Here is a 20,416-nt window from a genome sequence, read left to right as displayed (position 1 = left end):
AATACAAAGATCGACAAAAGTACGTCAATGTGAGATAGCTGGAAAAACCACCCGCTGGAGCGGAATGGCCTGGGAGAAAACCATTATGGATCTAAGCGAATTACCCCCCTTTGATCCGCAATGGAATGTGTGGCCTCCCGCCGAAGACGAGGCGATTCGCGAAGCATTGCTGAAGGCATACCAAGACGGTAGCTGGGGACGCTATCACGGGCCGAATGTCGAACAGCTTGAATCTGATCTCGCCACGTTTCACGACGTTCGATCCGTTTTGACGTGTGCATCAGGAACGATCGCGGTGCAAATCGCCCTGCGAGGTTTGAACTTGCCGCCAGATTCCGAGGTGATTCTGGCCGCCTACGACTTCCCCGGCAATTTCCGAGCGATCCAAGATTCAGGACAATTTCCCGTTTTGGTCGACATCAATCCGCGTACATGGTGCTTGGAAGCGGAAGCAATTGAAGATGCTATCACAGAGAAGACGTCGGCCGTGGTCGTTTCGCACCTACATGGAGGCATCGCCAATATGCCGTCCATTTGCGAAATGGCTCATCGACGTGGAATCGCCGTGGTAGAAGATGCTTGTCAGGCAACTGGAGGGAGCTTTAAGGGTAAGAAGCTGGGAACATTTGGCGATGTGGGAGTGCTCAGCTTCGGGGGGAGCAAACTGCTAACAGCGGGGCGCGGAGGAGCGATCCTCACCAATCGGGCCGATGTGTGTCAGCGCGCAAAGATATTCTGCGAACGTGGCAATCACGCATTTCCACTTAGCGAGTTGCAAGCGGCCGTGTTGATACCACAGCTAAAGCAGTTGCCTGAGACAACAAAGATACGATGGGAAAACGTACGCCGGCTACGCGAACGCATGAGCCATTTGAATGACGTTCTTACCCCGGTAGAGATACCGACGGAAGCCGAACCAGCATTTTACAAGCATGGATGGCTTGCGTCTGATTTTCACACGGCCCAGTGGCTGACCGGGCATAGCGAACATCAACAACTTCCGCTGGCGAGCGGATTTCATGGTTTTACTAAACGGCCAACGTCCCAAGCCCGAAAAAACGGCAAGCTAACTCATGCTGACGACGCCAGACTGAGAACCGTAATTCTGCATCACCCTATTTTACAGAATCACGACGCTACCGATTGGATCAGAAATTGGATATCAAGAGGCCTCGAGCGGCTTCATCGTAATGAAAGCAAGCCCGACAAAAGTTGACATGGTCCCCCAACGCCGCAGTTACTGTTGGCAACAGTGTGGTTGTGTGGCGGCGTGGGGAATTAGGCTTAGCTTGCCGAGTGGCTGTAATCAACTTGAGTGGAGCCCATCAGGCTACTCAGAGCGAGCACGGCATCGTCATCGAGTTCGAGTTCCACCTCGCCACGCAAAATGCGGACGTCTTTCGGTGCATCGACACCAATCGTGACGCGGTTACCGGAGATACGATTGACCACGATCTCGATGTTGTCACCGATCTTGATGGAATCACCAACTTTACGACTCAGAACTAACATGACCTCACTCCTCCTTGGCGGATTGATTTGGATCGTCTTGACCGATTTGGGCCTTGGTGAGGTCTCGTCGCCCCGTGCGTCGAGTGCCCTCTCCTGCTCGCCCTTAGTGCAACTCAAGGGCCGAATGCCAACAAAAGTGTCGGGTGTATTGCACACTTTTTCGTAAGTCACTAATCATCAATAACTTGCGACCCTGAAAATATTCTCAGTTTCGCTAAAGAAAAAGAGGTGCTTGGCCGACACGCTGTCTTAATTTGAGAAGCTACGGTCAAAGTGAGATCAAAATCGCTCGATTTCACCCGCTGCTAGCACCGGCGTTGAGTCGTCGCCCCTCTGCCTAATAGGCGAAATCCGGATCGGAATTGGTCAATTCCGTGGCATCAAGCCGATAAAGGCGTACAAACAGGGGGCGTGCGACTCTTTGTGTGAACTATTTCACCCTTTGGCTATTGTTTCGATGGGGCATTCTCGCACAGTTTGGGAGGTTTGAACGCTTGCCATCCAGATCGGTTGCTGGCCCACCAATAAAATCTGACAGATGCGGGACATTTAGTCGCAAAGTGATATCGCTGCTATCGCTGGGGTTGGCCTACGAGATTCTCCCTCCGTGAGGTGGGTGTTTTAAAGAAAAATCTTGATTGCCGATCTAAATCGTTGCCGATATCAGAAAGGTTCAGTACCATTTTAGGGGGTCCCTCTGTGGGACTGTGTGAAATGGCTTTGCTCCGTTGGACTTTTCGCGTAATCGACCTCGAATGCCCCAAGGAAAATGGATCTGCGCTGTGGTCGTTCGAAGAACGCCCCTCGGAATCGAATTCTGGTTGAAATCGGACCAACAGTCAGCACGCTGGGGGTTTCCAGAGTTCCTGGTTTCGGCGCGCGAGGAAGCGATTCCGATCCCTGATGTGATTCAAGCGCGTTGGCACATGAAGGTTTCTCCGCTAGCATCGCAGCATGTCGCAACGCTTCGCCGATCTCGAAATGAAGAGCCTGGTGTCATTCGGGCCCACGTCTTTCAATATGTTGGCAAGCATCCTGAAGCGACGGAACCTGTCGATTTCCGGTACCGCTGGTGTCTCTTAGAGGAAGCCCAGCGACGAATCCGGAGAAAACCGCTGCAAAGGATCGTCCAAGATGTACACCGAGAGTTTGGCGAACTTGTTCCGCTGTTTGGCAATTCTTAGTCTGGCTTTTGGCTTTTCACGTGTGGGAGTCGCGCAAGATCAAAGCGACACCGACGGATTACAACAGCTAACCGCGGAACTTCGCGAAGCCCTTTCTCAGGACGACAGCCCCCAAGCGGTTCAAGTACTCGACCAATTGATTAAGCTCCAGCCACAGCAGCCTCAGCTTTATTACCTGCGCGCCTGCGAGAACTATAAAGCAGAGAACTTTCGTCGATCGGTGGACGATTTCGATCAGTTAATCAAGCTGCAGCCAGATCGAAAGGACAGCCTGTGGGAACGTGGCATTTCCTGCTACTACGCAGGCGACTATGCCGACGGAGCTCAGCAGTTTCTCGACTATCAGAATTACCACGATCAGGACGTCGAGAACTCGGTTTGGCGGTATCTTTGCCTCGCGAAGTCCGAGAGCCTGGCCAAAGCTCGGGAAACATTGATTCCGATCGAGCGTGATCCGCGACCTGGGCTCCAGGAAGTGCTGGAGCTTTATCGGGGCAACGCCACGCCAGAAAAACTACTCGAGCAAATGGAGCAGTCCGAGCTGACGGGGCAAGCTCAAGCTGGGTACCGTTTTTATACGCTTCTTTATGTCGGTCTGTATTATGTGGCCGAGGGACAAGACAAGCTGGCATCCAAATACCTTGCGATGGCGGCGGACCGAAAGCTACTGGAAGCAGGGCCTTCGCGTATCAGCGAGTACATGTGGCTGACGGCAGGAATCGCTCAGCGAGACGTTGAAAAGCGGCTTGCGAAAGATGCCGAGAAGCAAAAGTAGCAATCAGGCGGCGGGCGCGATATGTTGGAATTCTCGTTTATGTTCCCATGCGCTCCCCTACCCCATCTGAATCTTCCTGATGAACACTCGACTCTTTTGCGTAGTGCTGGCTGCGTTCTTGACTGTGCCGACGTTGGTCTCCGCACAGCAGCGTCCCAACTTCCTAGTAATTCAGTGCGATGATCTCGGCTACGGCGACTTAGAGTGCTATGGGCACCCAAGTATCAAGACGCCTCATCTGAATCAGCTGGCAAGCGAAGGCGTGCGTTTAACTTCCTGTTATGCGGCAGCCCCGGTTTGTTCGCCATCGCGAGCCGGATTGATCACCGGGCAAACACCCACGCAGGTTGGCATTTATGATTGGATCCCTGGCGGTTCGCCGATGCATGTGCAAGCAAATGAAATCACGGTGGCCAAATTGCTGCGTGACGCCGGTTATCAAACAGGGCTCTTTGGTAAGTGGCACTGCAACGGCCAATTCAATTCGCCGAAGCAGCCGCAGCCGAACGATCTTGGTTTTGATTATTGGTTCGCGACGCAGAACAACGCGGCGCCTACGCATAAGAACCCCAAGAACTTCGTTCGCAATGGGAAGCCTGTTGGTCCTACGGATGACTTCTCGTGCCAGGTCGTCGCCAATGAAGCGGATCAGTGGCTGGCGAATATTCGTGACAAGTCGAAACCATTTTTCGCATTGGTGACTTTTCATGAACCGCACGAGCCCATTGATTCGCCGGAAGCATTGGTCGAGTCCTACCCCAACGCGAAGAAAAAAGGGGAAGCGTTGTACTATGCCAATGTCACGAACATGGATCGTGCCGTCGGGCAGTTGATGAAAACGCTGGACGATCTCAATTTGCGTGAAAACACGTTGGTTTTCTTCACCAGCGATAACGGCCCCGAGACACTCAATCGCTATGGAAGAGCATGGCGATCGCATGGTTCGCCGGGGGAACTGCGGGGAATGAAGCTGCACATTTATGAAGGTGGCATTCGCGTGCCAGGCATCGTTCGGTTGCCTGGAAAGCTCTCGCCAGGTAGCGAGTCAGACATTCCTGTTTGTTCGCTCGACTTGTTGCCGACGTTCTGTGAGATGGCTGGCGTTGATGTCCCGGCCAATTCTAAACTCGACGGCACAAGTTTAGTGCCCATGCTCAGTGGTCAAACGGTTCAGCGTACCAAGCCACTCTTCTGGCATTACTATCGGGCCTACGGCGACGCCAAAGTGGCGGTCCGCGACGGCGATTGGAAGCTGGTCGCTTTGTGGGACGATGGCGAAGTCAAACCAGGGGCAGCCTATCAAAAGGGAGACTACCCGCTGATCAAGAACGCAAAGTTCAAAGCCTTCGAGCTTTACAATCTGACAGAGGATAAGAAAGAGCAGAACAACGTCGCGGACGAGCATCCGAAGGTGGTCGCGGAGCTGAAGAAAGCGCTGCTCGACAAGTATCAAGAGGCAATCGCCAACGCACCGAATTGGTTCGCCGAAACGAACTAGAAGCCAAGCGACGAAGCCGGCAGAACGTTTTCCGCCGGCTTGCACGTTAGCTAAATGGAATGATTTCCGCCGTGGCCGCCATTGTGTCCTGGGCCACCGTGACCGCCTCCTTGTCCTGGAGGTCCATAGCCTGGACCGCCTTGCCCTGGGTAAGGGGCAGGATATGGATAAGGGTAGTTCTGGTAGATCGGTCCTAAGCCGCCGTAGGGTGGTCCCCAAAGTTGGTACGGTACCGAGTAAGGACGGAATGGACGTTCCCATTCACCGTACGGACGTACTGGACGGCCCCATTCTTCAACAACGTGGAACTGATCCAAGCTGCCGTCGCCGTTTCGGATCGTGGAGCGGCGATGGTGATAGCCAGACTTCATGTACGAAGGGTTTTCGTACACGTACGCAGGGTCCGGCTGCGAATACTGAACGGCTCGCTGACCGGTTTCCGGATTGTGGCTGTAGAAGCTAGGCGCAAGCAGCCAATCGTTCGCCGAGACAATGTCGGCCGAGACAACGACAGTTAAAAGGGACAGAAGTCCGCGCAGAATCACTTTTCGAGCAAACATGACAGTGTCGATCTTTAACGCGCAGCGACGTGGCTTCCGTCCACGCACAAGTGCGCACTTCGACGCCGGCCTCAATTGCCGGTAGTAAATTGAAAAGTGAATCGGGGTACTTCTACCCTAATCAAGAACGCGGAGATTCCAAGGCTTCATTTCATCGATTTGTGCCCGTTCGGTCATATCGAAGTGAAGCGGCGTGAGGGTCAGATACCCTTTTTCGAGCGCCGAAAGATCGGTTTCTTCTTCGCCATGTTCCGGCGGCGGATTGCCGGTAGCCCAGTAATAGTCACGGTTTCGGGGATCTTTGCGCTTGATGAAGTGCTCGCCATAGCGAACCACACCCATTGGCACGACTTTCAGTTCCGCTTCGCCAGGAGGTAGCTTCGTAGCGGGGGTGGGAATGTTCAGGTTATACAGCCTGGACGAAGAAGATTTGTTCTCCAGTATCTGGACAATTATTTGCCGGGCCATCTCTGCGGCGCGATCGAACTGGGCATGTTCATCCCATTCCAGCGAAACGGCAATGCTGGTGATACCAAAGAAGGCTCCTTCGATTGCCGCCCCAACAGTCCCGGAATAAAGAACGTTAATCCCGGCGTTCAGTCCGCCATTGATCCCGCTGACAATCAAGTCAGGCCGCTCGTCGAGCAGTTCCACGACGCCCAGTTTCACGCAGTCGGCGGGGCTTCCTTCTACGGCGTAACCGCGGAGGCGATCACCATCGTAAACCTCTTTACATACTAAAGGGCTCAGGAAGGTAATCGAGTGCCCTACTCCGCTTTGCTCGGTCGCAGGGGCAATTACCGTCACGTCGCCAATAGTGCGGAGGGCCTTTTCCATGGCCGCCAAGCCAGGTGCGTAGATGCCATCGTCGTTCGCCAGCAAGATTTTCATCGTGGTTCCACCTCGGGTTTTTCCTTCATCTTACGGCAATTCAGCGGCGGGTAAACGAGGCTCACAAAGGCTTAACGGTTCTCGGTAACTCCGCATTAACCGTACGTATTGTCGATCGATTACCACGCGAAACGGACTTTTTCGCGATTTAGCCTCCGGTGATAGCAATCAGCTTTCCAGGAAATGGCACCCTTTCACCCACTTCCCTAGCAGAGCCGAAACGATGGACGCAGTTTTTAGTTCTCAACCGAAACGCTCGTCTAACGTCTAATCCGCTTGAGCCAATTGAAGAAGATCATCTTGCCCGTTTTTGTGTTTTTTCGGCACGTTTGATGTCGATTTAGCTATGAATTGATTCTGGTGTAATTCGATTCCGGGCACCGAGAAGCGACGGGCAGCTTGTTGGGGAAATGTGCCGTATTAAACCCGCTTGCGGGTAGCCGTACTCTTAAACTCGCATGTCATAGTTATTTCGAGATTTAGGGCGAATTCTTAACAAGTGAAAGAGTGTGGTGTCCTTGTGCAATCTTTCATGGTCCCTATCTGTTACGAAAAGTAAACTGAATTAATCGCTTGACGCAATTGGCGAGGATTAACTGCCAGATCGACAGTCTTGTTGGTCATCTAATCCCGCCCAGTTCTCCCCAAAGCGATTTGACGGCGTAAAGTCGCGGAAAAATTCTGACTGACACCTGTCGGGGCTCATAAGAAGTCCTCATGGATCGAGTTTGTCCTGATTCGGCATGCTCTATTCACAACATCCCTAATCCAGAAGGTTCCTGCCAATGTCTAACTTTCGTTTCAGCAATTCAAATCGTACGCAGCGAGGTTTCACCCTTGTTGAGTTGTTGGTCGTGATCGCCATCATCGGTGTGTTGATCGCTTTACTGTTGCCGGCCGTGCAGCAAGCTCGCGAAGCTGCTCGTCGCATGCAGTGCACTGCCAACATGAAACAGCTCGGTTTGGCCGTTCATAACTTCCATGATACGTACGACAAGATGGTGCCTCTGGCGGTCGGCAAAGAAGGCCATTCCGCTTTCTCGCTGTTGCTTCCTTACTTGGAGCAAGACAATCTGTACAACCAGATGGACATGCTGACCCAGCCTGACCGTGGCGTGAATCTAACCGCGTTGACGTCGGAAGGTGCCAAGGGGCTAAGCATTTTCATGTGCCCTTCCCGATCGGCTCGTGAAATGAATGGCAACGGTGGCAATCACTACGATGGCTCTGGCTTTGCTGCCTATGACTACGGAATTGTGACTTACCACGGCGGAAACACCGGATGGGACGAGTGGAATTTGCACAACGATGCCAGCCAGTCGAATCAGCGTCAAGCTTTGCGAATGGCGAAGACCAATCACAGTGGCATCCCGAATCTTGACTCGGTAACTGTCACCACTTGGAGTGGACGCGATTCGTTTGCCCGCGTGACTGATGGTTTGAGCAACACGGCTCTATTCGCCGAAAAGCATGTTCCATCGGAAAAGCTCGGGGCTTGCTGCACGCCAGAAAACGGCGAACGTGACGGGGTGATCTTCAACTTCGGCAGTTGGGGACGTGCTCATGGCTTGCTGCTGCCGGTTCGCGGTCGCGGGTTTGCAAAGGGGCCGCAAGATGTGATTTACAACCTGCATAATGCTGGCGAACCACAATTGGGTAGCTGGCACTCCGGCAATGTTGTCAACATGCTGTTGGCTGACGGTGCCGTGCAGACGATTTCCCCGACTATGAGCCAGATCGTTCTGGAACGAATGGTGATGTGCAACGACGGCGAAGTGAACTCGATTCAGTAACTTCGCCCCGTATTGTTACGCATTTTCATCATTCACTCCTACTCGAGGAAAGTCCTATGCAACGTCTCAGTTGGGTAACACTCTGTCTTGTCGCGACGGCACCTCTGTTTGGGTGCAATTCGTCAGGCAATTCGGAAGTCACCGGCAAAATAACGCGAACCGATGGCCAAGCTGTTACTGGGGGCCGGATCACGTTTACTTCGCAAAATCCTCCGGTCAGTGCGTCTTCGCGAATCGCTCCGGATGGATCGTACGAATTGTCATCGGTCGAGCCAGGTGATGGGGCTCCGGCCGGGCGCTATCAGGTGACGATTGTCTCGAAAGTCAGCTCGGCCGGGGGCGACGATCGAAGTGGTCGCTCGATCGCAACGTCGAAGTCGCTCGTTCACGAGAAGTATGCGGACCTTCGAACGTCGGAACTGACTGCCGAAGTCAATCCAGGGGCGAACTCGATCGACTTCGAGGTCGATCCGCCTAAGTAAACCAATTTCGTACGATCCCCACCCACGCGTACGACAGGTGGCGGGCTCGAGCTAGTTCCCGTTTGGCAGAACGGAAGCATCAAAGCTCAGCCCGCTTTCTGCTTTCGAACGAGGCTGCCACTGGGATAGGAGGGGCCTCAGTAATTCTGATTCGCGGCGTTTCACCCATATGGGTGGTCCTGCGGCGGCTTGCTTGAAGTGTTCCGCGGGAACTATTGGAAGGTTTCCCGCGACTTCACCCCAAACGGACTAGCAGACGGTTGGACGCTTGCAAAAGTCGCGATATAATCGCCCGTTTCCATGTCCCGCCCCATAGTTCGGCGGGATTTTTCATTTCCTGGTCCGGCTTTCTCGGCCCAACGATCACGGACGGAAACCATGCCTGATACCGCCTCCGTCAATTCCCCTGGTGCCACCGATATCTATTCGGAACGCGTGCTCGTTCTCGACTTTGGTTCGCAGTATGCCCAGTTGATTGCTCGCCGCGTGCGTGAACAGCACGTTTACTGCGAGATCGTTCGGCATGACATCACCGCCGAGCGTATTCGCGAGTTGGCACCGCAAGGCATCATTCTCTCTGGCGGGCCTTCGAGTGTGTACGAACAAGATGCACCGAAGTGTGATCCTGGCATCTTCGATCTGGACATTCCGATCCTGGGCATCTGTTACGGCATGCAACTGATGTGTGATCGTTTCGGTGGCAACGTGCGAAATGCGTCGGCCCGGGAATATGGTCACGCTCATATCAAAATCAACGACGCCAACGATCTGCTGGCCGGCTTGCCTGACGAAACCGACGTTTGGATGAGTCACGGCGATCAGGTCGAGCAGATCAGCGGTTTGTTCCGTCCTTTGGCATCGACGCGAACTTGCCCAGTGGCTGCGATGCGTCACGTCGAGCACAAGCAGTTCGGCATTCAGTTCCATCCCGAAGTAACTCATACGCCGCTTGGCAGTCAGATTCTGCGAAATTTCGTGATCACCATTTGCGGGTGCGAAGGAACCTGGAAACTGGGCGATTTCGCACGCGAGACGATTGCTCGAATTCGCGAAGAAGTGGGCGATGCTCGCGTAATCTGTGGGCTTTCCGGCGGTGTCGATTCGTCGGTAGTTGCCGCTCTGCTATATAGAGCCATTGGCGATCAGCTTTCCTGCATCCTGGTCGACAACGGTCTGCTGAGAAAAGATGAAGAAGCGGCTGTTATTGCCGAATTCTCGTCCCATTTCAAAACCGACTTGCATGTCGTGAATGCCCGGGAACGCTTCTTGAAGAAGCTGGAAGGCATCTCTGATCCACAGGAAAAGCGACGCCGGATCGGTTACGAGTTCATCGAGTGCTTCAAAGAAGAAGCAACGAAGATCAAGGATGCCAAGTACTTGGCCCAAGGGACGCTTTACCCCGACGTGATCGAAAGTGGTGCCGCCCAAGACGGACCTGCCGCCGTGATCAAATTGCACCATAACGTGGGTGGTTTGCCCGAGGAACTTGGTTTCGATTTAGTCGAGCCGCTACGTGACTTGTTTAAAGACGAAGTCCGGCGTTTGGGCATCGAACTGGGCCTGCCGGAAGATATTGTTTGGCGTCATCCTTTCCCTGGGCCTGGTCTCGCGGTTCGCTGCTTGGGCGAAGTAACCGAAGAAAAGTTGGCTGTTCTGCGAGAAGCGGACGCGATTGTCGTGAACGAAATCAAGTCGGCCAACCTCTATCGTCAAACCTCACAGTGCTTCGCGGTGTTGCTGCCTGTGCAAAGCGTTGGCGTGATGGGAGATGCCCGAACGTATGACAATGCGGTTTGTGTTCGTTGCGTCGATACGGATGACTTCATGACGGCAACGTGGAGCGACCTTCCGTATGACGTCTTGGCACGCATCTCGACACGAATCATCAACGAAGTCAAAGGCGTCAATCGTGTCTGTTACGATATCAGTACGAAGCCGCCGGCCACGATCGAGTGGGAATAAGCGAACAAGCGGATCCTCATGTCCTGAGCGACCGCTGTGAAGAAGATAAGAAACGAAAAAAGCGTGGCTAGGGGGACTAGCCACGCTGTTGATCGGGAAGGTGCGAGACAAACTCAGTTTTTGGCGGGGCGAGGAATGGGGATGGTAATCCTCGAAACTGAATTCACTTCGTACCGACAAGATATGAGATTAGTGAGCGTTGGAGTGTGCTTCCAACACGGTCGATCGTATCAGAGAAATGCGTGCTTGCAAGCATTAAATTTGTAGTGACGGCAGATAATTTCCCGAAGGAAATGGCTCTGCGGTAGCTATTTTTACATTGCGGCACATGATAGCTTAACAGTATAGATAAGCGCAACGACTAGAAGTTTTCCACTAATAGGCGATTTAGCGATTCCAATGAGCAAGAACTTTATCTTCCAAATGGAACGGATGACCAAGAAGATTGGTCCACGTGAAGTCTTAAAGGAGGTTTGGTTATCTTTCTATCCAGGCGCAAAAATTGGCGTTTTAGGAAGAAATGGTGCCGGGAAGAGTACCCTCCTCAAGATCATGGCAGGAATCGATAAGGAGTTTGACGGACAAGCTCGCCTTATGCCGGGCTTTACGGCAGGATATTTGCCGCAGGAGCCACAGCTTAACCCGGAAAAGAATGTCCTCGAAAATGTGGAAGAAGCAGTCGCGGAACGTCGCGGTTTGCTGACCCGTTTTAACGAGATCACCGGTAAGCTGGGGGAAGATCTTCCCGAAGACGAGATGAACGCCCTCTACGAAGAGATGGCTACGTTGCAAGATAAGATTGAAGCGACCAACAGTTGGGAGCTCGATCGCGAAATCGAAATCGCGATGAACGCGATGAATCTGCCCGATGCAGATGCAGACGTGACGAAGCTTTCTGGCGGTGAACGCCGCCGCGTCGCGCTTTGTAAGCTGCTGCTACAGAAGCCTGACTTGTTGCTGCTGGACGAACCGACGAACCACTTGGACGCCGAATCGATTCTGTGGCTCGAGCATCACCTGGACGCTTATCACGGGACGATTGTGGCGGTGACCCACGATCGTTACTTCCTGGATAACGTTGCCGGTTGGATTTTGGAACTCGACCGCGGCAAAGGCATTCCGTTCGAGGGCAATTACTCTTCCTGGCTGGAGCAAAAGCAAAAGCGTCTCGCTGTGGAAGAGAAGCAAAGCGAAGCTCGTCAGAAGACTTTGGAGAAGGAGTTGGAATGGATTCGCTCTTCCGCCAAAGCGAAGCAGTCCAAGGGTAAAGCTCGTGTGAACGCCTATGAAAAGATGGCCGCCGAGCAGTTTGAGGATCACCCAGAAGAATTTGAGATCCAGATCCCCCCAGGAAAGCACCTCGGCAATAAAGTCATCGAGGTCAAAAACGTCAACAAAGCGTTTGACGACAACGTCCTGGTCGAGAACCTCAATTTCAATCTTCCGCCAGGCGGTATCGTCGGCATCATTGGGCCGAACGGGGCTGGTAAGACGACCCTGTTCCGGATGCTCACTGGGCAAGACCAGCCTGATTCAGGCGAAATCAGCATCGGCGATACGGTTGAACTGGGGTATGTCGATCAGTCGCGCGATGCGTTGGATCCGGAGAAAACCGTGTTCCAAGAGATCAGCGGCGGGCACGATACCATCGAGCTCGGCAAACGCAAGATTAACGCTCGTTCGTACGTCTCGCGCTTTAATTTCAAAGGCCCCGATCAAGAGAAGAAAGTCGGCGTCCTTTCCGGGGGTGAACGAAACCGCGTTCACCTGGCGACATTGCTCCGTCGTGGCTCGAACGTGCTGCTTCTTGACGAACCGACGAACGACTTGGACGTCGATACGCTGCGAGCACTAGAAGAAGCCATTTTGAACTATGCCGGCTGCGTCGTCGTAACAAGCCACGATCGCTGGTTCCTCGACCGAATTGCGACCCACATCCTTGCCTTTGAAGGGGATGGTTACGTGCATTGGTGCGAAGGGAACTTCGATACCTACGAGCGTCAGCGTAAAGAGCGTCTCGGCGTGAACGCGGACGAACCGCACCGGTTTAAGTACAAGAAGCTTAAGCGATAGCATGTTGGTCCTTGACCTCATCGCAAAAAACGTTTTTAACTAACACACAGATCACGTGCCTGAGCGTTGTTCAGGAATTAGCTGTTTCTAGGAGGTTTTTACCGTGTCTATCATTCGTGTGGGCTCCACCGAAAAGTACGCTTCCGGATGGGAATCTGCCTTCGGCAAGAGCCCTGCCAAAAAGAAGTCCACCAGCAAGAAGTCGTCGAGCAAGGCGGCAACGAAGAAAAGTGCCAAAAAGGCCAGCGCCGCTGCTCCGAAGAAAAAGACTGCCAAGAAGAAGTCAGCCAAAAAATAGGCTTCCTAATTCGCGGTAGCAAAGATTCGGGAAAACTCCAAAGCGAAAAAGTAAGGACCTGGTCGAAAACGACCAGGTCCTTTTTGTATGGCGTGATAGATGGATGGCGATGGTAGGTTTAGGACCAGTTTTCAAAGTCAGGGCCACCAGCGTCCAGGTCGTCCCCGGTATGCCACTTTTCCAAGGCTTTGATGATTTCATCGCGTTCTTCGCGATTGGTCCACAGCGATTCGCCTTGTTCCAGGCGAACCTCGTAGCGACCTTCGCACTGGCAATCGTCCTCACCACAAAAATGCGGTACGTCCGAGATCCATAAAATGCGGTAGATCGGTACGTGTTTGTCGTCGATGATGCAAAAGAGCGAACTCATGGGCGACTCCTTTTCATGCAGGCAGTCTCTTTAACCATTCTATTATATTACTGGCATCGGCGGTTTGCGTTGTCAATCCTGCCCTAATTCTCGAGAACGCTCGGTCGCAGCCGAAATTGCGTCGATAACTGCCGCACGAAAGCCCTTTTTCTCGAGTTCGTGCACACCAGCAATGGTCGTCCCGCCGGGACTGGTCACGTTGTCTTTCAAAGCCGCAGGATGCTCTCCGGTGCTCATCACCATCTCGGCAGCCCCTTTGACCGTTTGAGCAGCAAGCTGCAGCGCAACGTGCCGTGGAAGGCCCTGACGAACGCCGGCATCGCTCATCGCTTCGATCATCATGTAGACGAATGCCGGACCACTTCCGGACAGCCCGGTCACCGCATCCAGTTGCTTCTCCGGAACTTGCAGCGCCACTCCGGTGGCTTCGAGCAGCTTCTGGGTAAGCTCGATATCAGTTGGCTGGCAATCTTCTGCTGCGGAGAATGCGCACGCTGCCAAGCCAACCAAGCAGGGCGTGTTAGGCATCACTCGTATGATGCGTTTCGTACTAAAAAGTTCACTTAGTCGAGAAATCGGGACGCCAGCGGCAATCGAAACCAGCAAGCAGTTTTCAGGGACTTTCGTCAAAGACTTCGCTGCGTCGGCCATCATTTGCGGCTTCACCGCAATAAAGACGACATCGCTCTGGTCGATCACTTTCTGGTTCGAGTCGGTTGTCTTCGCCCCGGAAATCGTTTGCTCGAAACGACTTCGAGCTGCTTCGAACGGATCGGCAGCCAGGATCTTAGCAGCTTTTACGCCACCGCGGGTGACGAAACCTTGGGCCATTGCCAGGGCCATTTGCCCGGCGCCAAGGAAACCGACTGGAGGCGAATCGTTGGTCATCGGTGCATCCTCTTTGCAGTTATGGGAACGCAGTCACTCTACGGAATATCGCTCTGGGGGACAATCGGCGTGGATGCTATCGCACCATCAGAAAATCATCAAATTGGTCTAGACGTGGCTTTCTGAAATTGACACTATCCGCCCCTGCAAAATTTCTACTGAGGGAGTCGGAGAAATGAATCGTTTCAAACAACTAACCATCTGGACACTCGTTGGTGTTCTCGCTTTGTCGGTTCCGGCCGTCGCATCGGCCGAATGGTACAACCCTATGAGCTGGATGAGCTCGTCTTCGTCGAAGAAGTCGAAAAGCCCCAGCACGCTGCAAAAGCTGAACAAGGGAACGAAAGACTTCTTCTCGACGACCGCGGACTACATGAATCCTTTCAACGACGCGGACGACCACAAAAAGAAGCAGCGATACAGCTATAACGGCGGCTATCGTTCGTCCAAGAAGAAGGAAGAATCGTCCTGGTTCGGCGGCTGGTTCTCGAGCGAACCGGAACCGGGCCCGCCAGAGACAATTAGCGACTTCATGGATTTGGAACGCCCCAAGTTCTAGTTCTCGCTTGCCGAGATCAAAACCATTCCCAGGAAAGCCGCTCTGAATCTCTCCACAGAGCGGCTTTTTCGTGCGCGCTCGCCGGTCAGAAATCGTCGCGTCCCCGTGTCAGCTGTACACTTCCCAGGCATAATAGAGGGCTGAAGTTCCTGCTGAAAGAAAGGTTGCCCCATGTCTGATTCGCCTGTGAACCGTATTCCGTCGATCTCGCAACTGATGGAATTGCGCCCGCTGAAAGAACTGGCTCACAAGGTTTCCAGCAGCACGGTTGCCGCCGGTGTGAAGGCCTATCTGCAGCCGTATCAAAAGCTGGCCATGGAAGCAGCCCCTGCCCTGCCCTATACGTCGCTGCAAAGCCTAGCCAGCGAGATATCGGATTGGATTCTCGGCGAACAAGGACTCGGCCGGCCTGAGGTGATCAACGCCAGCGGCCAGGTGCTGTCGACCGAGTTCCCAGTGGGACCACTTTCTGACGAGATTGTCGTTCAAGCCCATGCTCGCCGTCACGATTACCTGCAAGCATCGTCGCAGAAAAGCTACCGCCAGGCGATCGAACAACTGCTATGCGACATGACCGGAGCGGAATCGGCACTGGTGCTGAAAGATCGAAAAGCGGCGGCGTTTCTGCTCGCTCAAGCTTCGCACAGAGTCAGCACCGTCGTGCCACGTTCGCAGATGTCGGCAACGTTCGACGGAATTGCCCTTCCCAAGTTGCTGGAAGAAGCCGGCGTCAAAGAAATAGGCTCGAGCAACGAAACAGATTTGAGCCAACTTTCGACAGAGATCAACGGACAGGCAGAGCGGCTTTTTTGGTTCGACCGCACGAACTTCTGGAGCGAAGGCGCTAAAGCGATTCCACCCACCGCCGACGCGCTGGAGAAGCTCAAATCGGCAGGAGCATCCATGTGGGTTACTGTGGGTGTCGCTGGGCTGGAAACGGATTCGCTGCATGAAGAACTGGGGCTTTGCGGAGCGAAGCAAGCCATCCAGGCCGGTGCGAATGTGGTGATGCTTGGTGCCGGTTTTCTGTTAGGCGGGCCTGGCTGTGGAATCGTTTTAGGCAACTCGGCGAGTCTCGAACAGATCGCCAAGTTGCCGATCGTGGAGTACCTTCGGGCCGATTCGGTTTCGCTGGCAGAATTGGAAGCTTGTCTGCGAATTCATCAATCTGGCGAACGGATTGACGACCGCATTCCTGTTCGTTCGTTGCTTTCGACGATGCCGGAAAATCTTGACTTGAGGGCGACGCGGCTGGCCGAGCAATTGGTCAGTTCGCCATGGATTGCGGAGGCCCAAACCGAGTCGGCGGAAGTCTGCGTGCTGCCTGGCGGGCTCAAATTGCCCACGCGCCATATCGTGATTCAAGCAGCTGCCGAAGGGCAGGAACCGCTGCTGGCTCACCTTCAAGCGTTCCCTTCCGTGGCAAGTTTCGCGGCGGAAAAGGGGCGGATTGTGCTGGATATGCGGACCGTCTTCCCTCGGAACGATGCTCAGATAGTGAGCAAATTGGTCCCGGAAAATGGCTCGCACGAGGGGTGTGAAACAGGAAATCCCGAAAAAACATAAGCAACGAAGGGCTAAATCCACCCTCTTCGGTGTACGTTGAGCCAAGATAAGGTAGCTTAGGCAAGATAAAGCTGACTCGAATGCTCTTGTTAACAGGGTCAACTCGATCAGCAACTACGTCTTCAACCATATCGACCGGATTTGCATCGATGCTGCGAGCAGTTGCCATTTTGTTCATGCTGATTTTGCCCACGCTGGGGCAAGCGCAGGAACTGCTCGTCCCGCACGAACATCACGAGTGGGCCAGCTTTCCAGAAGGCTCGTGGAAGCAGATCAAACAGGTCACCGAGACGTTCAAAGAAGGCGAACTCGTTTCGTCGATGACCACGACGCTGACCATTCGCTTAAAAGAAGTCGGCAAAGACTACATCGTGCTCGAACGCGAAGCGAAGTCGGAAGTCAGCGGTCAGGTCTTTGAAAAGCCGATTCGGGAATTTCGCAGCGGGATCAACGGACAGAGCGGTACGCAGCACGTACGGATCACGCCTGGTGGCGAGCAAAACCTTTCGATCCTGGGGAAGTCTTATCCCTGCGAAATTCGCGAAATGCAAGTTCTGAACGAGCCGACGAAGATTACCGGGAAGATCTTCTACAACCCTAAGACACCACCGTTCATTTTGCGTCGCGAGCATCGTTTTACACCCGAAGGTGCCGACGCGCCGCAGAAGCAGATGGTGTCGGAAGTGATCGCAGTCAATAAGCCGTACCCGGTGCTGACCGAGATCAAGACGGTCGCATTCATCGTGCAGAAGACCACTTCGCCGGACGAAACGACCGAGACCGTCGAAGCGCAATGTGCGGATGTTCCTGGGTTTGTGGTCGGCACTTGGATGACCGCTTACGATGCCAACGGGAAGCTGAAATCGAAGACCACCGTTCAGCTGCTCAACTACGAAGTTGCCACCGAGGCGATGCAACCAACGACGACTAAAACCGGGTTGTTCCGCAACAAGCGGACGCAGCGGCGGTTGTTCGATGAAGTCGAGTAACGGCTGCGGCAACGCTCGGTGCGCAGGCAACCGGCAGCAGACCTGATTTGTGTCCGCGCGGCAAGCATTTTCTTTTTGCCTGCTGAAAACCAACCCTGAAAACGCCCTTAGTTCGCGCAAGGGTGAACGCTATTTGTTGAAAACTTCTTGTAGACTGTGCGCAAACTCGCATATAATGGAAGAAACAAGCGAAAAGGTCGGCCCCTCATCTCCGATTCGCTTCCTGGGGCCGCTTGCCGGCTGAAATCTCACCCCCCCTGGCCTGCCGATTCTCTTGGCTAATTGCTCGCGATGATGTCACCTGCCGGGCTAGAATGTGGCGAAGGAGAAACGAGCTATGGTCGCCAACGCTCTTCGATTCGCATTCTTGAAACTTTGCTGCGGGATTCTGTGTCTGTGTGTTTCGGGAATGGACTCGTTCGCTTCAGCGGAAGAGCCGGAAGTGATCGATCCGGCGAAGCATCCCACGGCTCGCGTGGTCGCGGTGAACGATCACTGGGCATTGTGGGTCGTCTCAAAAAATCTCACTCCGACCCCTCGACCGAGATGGTCGTTATTCGAGCATCGCTACTATCGTCAAAAACTAGGCGAACCGATAGCACGGTTTGCTCTTGTGGAAAGGAACTCTTCCTACCCTGGGCCGGCGCTGCTGATGCAAGAGGATGGTGTTCTTCTGACGATTGTCAACAATCACGATCGCTTCGCGTGGTGCGAATTGGACGGTACGATCGATGTCGGCGACAAGTATGTCAGCAATATCGTGAAACGCTACGTCGATGGTTTGATCGTCCAGGAAGATTTGCCTGGCTTTGGGCCAGACGTTCCAGCCGGTCGGGCAACTTGGATTCCCTGCAAAGACCGCAAGTTGGACTTCGATAATCAAGTTGAAATTGTCCCGCGCGGGGAAAAGGTTTTCGGCCACAGCGAGCCGGCTCGCAGTGGCGACTTTTTGGTGTGGCTCGACGAGGAGAAGATTCACCGGTTCCATCTTAAAACCAAAGAGCGAACGATCACGCCGATTGAAAAACGACACAAAGGTTTCGGACTTAAGAATTCAGAAGCCACAGGCTTTGATGGCACGTATGTCATCGTTGGCAGTGTGCTGGTCGTGAATGCGAAAACCGGAGAGCGAGTCGTTTCGGCGTGGGGTGGCAACGACATTCGAGGAATTTTTGTCACCAAGGGGCCGTTTGCGTATCAGTGGTACGAAGGAATCGTTTCGGTGATCGACCTCCGCGAGGAAGACCCGAAGCCAAAGAAATTGGCCGAAGTCGGTACCGACAAACAGTTTTCGAGCTGGATGACGGTCTTCCCGAATCACGATGGAATCTTGTACTGGGACAACGATCAGTGGCAAACGATCGACTGGGTCAGCGATAAGCCCTAATGCAGATCAGCGGCAACGCGAATGATATTCCCGTGAAGAATGCCGAGCATTGCTGGTGCTTGGGGGCAGATTCCGATAGATACTTGTGCGTGCCCTTTCGCCAGGTGATCCACTGCCCTGAAAGCCGATCATGGACGATTCGTTTGCCAGCTATTTGCAAAACGTGCCGGATGCTCCGATTTGGATGCTGCTGTTTGTCTTCGCGCTGATCTTGTTTCAAGAGGCGATCAACGGCTTTCACGATACGGCCAATGCGATTGCAACAGTCGTTTACTCGCGGTCGCTCCACCCGATGATTGCCGTGGCGATTGCGGCGTTCTTCAACTTCGTGGGGGTGCTGATCGGGGGAACGGCGGTTGCGTTTTCGTTGGTTTACATGCTTCCCAAAGAGATGGTCGCAGGCATCAATACAGAATACGAGGCATCGCTGCTGTTGGCGCTGATTGTGACTGCGGTGACTTGGAACTTCGGCACGTGGTGGCTGGGCATTCCGAACTCGACAACGCATGCCTATGTTGGGTCGATCATGGGCGTGGCGATGGCCCACGCGTTTCTGATCGGCGATCCAATTGCTCAGCAGATCAATTGGCACGAAGCTCAAGGGATTCTATTGACGCTGCTGATCTCGCCGATCGTTGGTTTTGTGCTGGCCTATTTGATCTTCAAACTTTTGAAGTTGCTGGTCAAGAACGATGCCCTGTTTCGTCCGGCCGAAGAACATACGCGCCCGCCAGGCTGGGTGCGGTCGATCTTAATCGCCAGTTCTGCCGGGGTGTCGCTGTTGCATGGAACCAACGACGGACAGAAGAGTATCGGTCTGATGATGTTGGTGATGTTCGGTATCGCTCCCAGCCTATACGGCTTGAATCCGAACCGGCTGGACGACAATTCGTTGAAGCGTGGTGCTGAGGCGATCGGCGACATTAAACAGGTCGCAGCGACCGTCCAGGACGATCCAAAGATCGGGGCACGCAGTCAACAGCTAATGCAGGAATGCGACCTGGTCGAGAAACTGGTCCAGAAACAACGGACCGAAAAACTGAGCGAACAGGAAGGGATCGAGATGCGAGCTGCTATTCTCGATCTGCGTCAGGCCATTTCCAACACGATCCGTGATGCGAAACTGATGGACAGGCTGACCAGCGATGAACGCAAGAAGCTGCATGCTGCCAATCGGAAGCTCGACCGATTCATCGAGTATGTCCCAATGTGGATTATCGTACTGTCGGCGTTGGCTCTCGGCGGCGGCACAGCGATTGGCTACAAGAACATCGTGACGACGCTGGGGGAAAAGATGGGTAGTTCGCACATGAATCCTGCCCAGGGAACGGCCGCTCAGCTTTCGGCGATGATCGGGATTTTTATGGCCGACATCGGTGGCATGCCGGTCAGCACAACCCACGTCCTTTCTTCCGGCGTCGCTGGCACCGTGGTCGCATCGCCTGACGAGCATCTCAACACGTCCACACTGAAAAGCATCGTCCTGACTTGGGTCACCACGCTGCCTGGCTGTATGATGCTCGGCATGTTCACCGGCGTCATGCTGAATCGAATTCTAGCGTAAGCCATGCCGACGAAGACGACGGCATGGCACCGGTTGTTGAGGGATTAGAACCGTACTGAGGGAAT

At 53.8% G+C, this 20,416-nt stretch carries 19 protein-coding genes; 13 read left to right on the top strand and 6 right to left on the bottom strand.

The features are described 5' to 3' along the window. Window positions 1–64 precede the first annotated feature (64 nt). Entirely contained in the window at window positions 65–1,216 is a 1,152-nt protein-coding gene (locus LA756_RS07760) for a DegT/DnrJ/EryC1/StrS aminotransferase family protein (RefSeq protein WP_224439300.1), read from the top strand. A gap of 68 nt (window positions 1,217–1,284) precedes the next feature. On the opposite strand, the gene LA756_RS07755 is transcribed toward LA756_RS07760, so the two are convergent. After that, a complete protein-coding gene (locus LA756_RS07755) occupies window positions 1,285–1,512 on the bottom strand; it encodes a carbon storage regulator (RefSeq protein WP_224439299.1) in 228 nt (75 codons plus the stop codon). A gap of 821 nt (window positions 1,513–2,333) precedes the next feature. Between LA756_RS07755 and LA756_RS07750 the strand changes: the two genes are divergently transcribed. The 3 genes from LA756_RS07750 to LA756_RS07740 all read left to right on the top strand — a co-directional run bounded on the left by LA756_RS07750 (window position 2,334) and on the right by LA756_RS07740 (window position 4,969). Next, complete coding sequence (locus LA756_RS07750; protein ID WP_224439298.1) at window positions 2,334–2,696, top strand: hypothetical protein; 363 nt, start codon at window positions 2,334–2,336, stop codon at window positions 2,694–2,696. Beyond that, on the top strand, window positions 2,647–3,471 hold the full coding sequence (locus LA756_RS07745) for a tetratricopeptide repeat protein (protein ID WP_224439297.1): 825 nt from the start codon (window positions 2,647–2,649) through the stop codon (window positions 3,469–3,471). Before LA756_RS07750 ends, LA756_RS07745 begins: the two co-directional genes overlap by 50 nt. Before the next feature lie 79 nt (window positions 3,472–3,550). Next, window positions 3,551–4,969 carry a sulfatase-like hydrolase/transferase gene (locus tag LA756_RS07740; protein WP_224439296.1) on the top strand — a complete coding sequence of 473 codons (1,419 nt, stop codon included), beginning with the start codon at window positions 3,551–3,553 and terminating at the stop codon, window positions 4,967–4,969. Window positions 4,970–5,019: 50 nt separating this feature from the next. On the opposite strand, the gene LA756_RS07735 is transcribed toward LA756_RS07740, so the two are convergent. Next, window positions 5,020–5,529 (bottom strand): hypothetical protein, encoded by a 510-nt coding sequence (locus tag LA756_RS07735; protein ID WP_224439295.1) that lies wholly within the window; start codon window positions 5,527–5,529, stop codon window positions 5,020–5,022. 117 nt (window positions 5,530–5,646) lie between these two features. Beyond that, entirely contained in the window at window positions 5,647–6,420 is a 774-nt protein-coding gene (gene surE, locus LA756_RS07730; protein WP_224439294.1) for a 5'/3'-nucleotidase SurE, read from the bottom strand. Between the two features lie 785 nt (window positions 6,421–7,205). On the opposite strand from surE, the gene LA756_RS07725 reads away from it, so the two are divergent. The 4 genes from LA756_RS07725 (at window position 7,206) to ettA (ending at window position 12,730) form a co-directional block, all read left to right on the top strand. Then, the gene (locus LA756_RS07725; RefSeq protein WP_224439293.1) at window positions 7,206–8,213 is read left to right on the top strand and encodes a DUF1559 domain-containing protein; all 1,008 of its coding nucleotides are present in this window, start codon (window positions 7,206–7,208) and stop codon (window positions 8,211–8,213) included. A gap of 56 nt (window positions 8,214–8,269) precedes the next feature. Beyond that, entirely contained in the window at window positions 8,270–8,695 is a 426-nt protein-coding gene (locus tag LA756_RS07720; RefSeq protein WP_224439292.1) for a carboxypeptidase-like regulatory domain-containing protein, read from the top strand. Between the two features lie 378 nt (window positions 8,696–9,073). Next, window positions 9,074–10,657: a glutamine-hydrolyzing GMP synthase gene (gene guaA / locus LA756_RS07715; protein ID WP_224439291.1), complete on the top strand. Its 1,584-nt coding sequence runs from the start codon at window positions 9,074–9,076 to the stop codon at window positions 10,655–10,657. Between the two features lie 399 nt (window positions 10,658–11,056). Continuing rightward, entirely contained in the window at window positions 11,057–12,730 is a 1,674-nt protein-coding gene (gene ettA / locus LA756_RS07710; protein ID WP_224439290.1) for an energy-dependent translational throttle protein EttA, read from the top strand. 87 nt (window positions 12,731–12,817) lie between these two features. On the opposite strand, the gene LA756_RS07705 is transcribed toward ettA, so the two are convergent. The 3 genes from LA756_RS07705 to proC all read right to left on the bottom strand — a co-directional run bounded on the left by LA756_RS07705 (window position 12,818) and on the right by proC (window position 14,286). Then, on the bottom strand, window positions 12,818–13,021 hold the full coding sequence (locus LA756_RS07705; protein ID WP_224439289.1) for a hypothetical protein: 204 nt from the start codon (window positions 13,019–13,021) through the stop codon (window positions 12,818–12,820). 125 nt (window positions 13,022–13,146) lie between these two features. After that, window positions 13,147–13,398, bottom strand: coding sequence for a hypothetical protein (locus tag LA756_RS07700; protein WP_224439288.1), 252 nt, complete (start codon window positions 13,396–13,398; stop codon window positions 13,147–13,149). Between the two features lie 72 nt (window positions 13,399–13,470). Then, window positions 13,471–14,286 carry a pyrroline-5-carboxylate reductase gene (gene proC, locus LA756_RS07695; protein WP_224439287.1) on the bottom strand — a complete coding sequence of 272 codons (816 nt, stop codon included), beginning with the start codon at window positions 14,284–14,286 and terminating at the stop codon, window positions 13,471–13,473. Window positions 14,287–14,461: 175 nt separating this feature from the next. On the opposite strand from proC, the gene LA756_RS07690 reads away from it, so the two are divergent. The 5 genes from LA756_RS07690 (at window position 14,462) to LA756_RS07670 (ending at window position 20,351) form a co-directional block, all read left to right on the top strand. Then, complete coding sequence (locus tag LA756_RS07690) at window positions 14,462–14,845, top strand: hypothetical protein (protein ID WP_224439286.1); 384 nt, start codon at window positions 14,462–14,464, stop codon at window positions 14,843–14,845. Window positions 14,846–15,016: 171 nt separating this feature from the next. Beyond that, window positions 15,017–16,411 carry a hypothetical protein gene (locus LA756_RS07685; protein ID WP_224439285.1) on the top strand — a complete coding sequence of 465 codons (1,395 nt, stop codon included), beginning with the start codon at window positions 15,017–15,019 and terminating at the stop codon, window positions 16,409–16,411. A gap of 149 nt (window positions 16,412–16,560) precedes the next feature. Continuing rightward, a complete protein-coding gene (locus tag LA756_RS07680) occupies window positions 16,561–17,400 on the top strand; it encodes a hypothetical protein (RefSeq protein WP_224439284.1) in 840 nt (279 codons plus the stop codon). 337 nt (window positions 17,401–17,737) lie between these two features. After that, complete coding sequence (locus tag LA756_RS07675) at window positions 17,738–18,787, top strand: hypothetical protein (protein WP_224439283.1); 1,050 nt, start codon at window positions 17,738–17,740, stop codon at window positions 18,785–18,787. A gap of 130 nt (window positions 18,788–18,917) precedes the next feature. Beyond that, entirely contained in the window at window positions 18,918–20,351 is a 1,434-nt protein-coding gene (locus LA756_RS07670) for an inorganic phosphate transporter (protein ID WP_224439282.1), read from the top strand. Window positions 20,352–20,416 lie beyond the last annotated feature (65 nt).

It is taken from the genome of Bremerella sp. TYQ1 (assembly GCF_020150455.1).
Taxonomy (GTDB): domain Bacteria; phylum Planctomycetota; class Planctomycetia; order Pirellulales; family Pirellulaceae; genus Bremerella; species Bremerella volcania_A.
The sequence above is the reverse complement of the archived record's forward strand: the minus strand, read 5'-3'. Positions and strand labels throughout refer to the sequence as shown.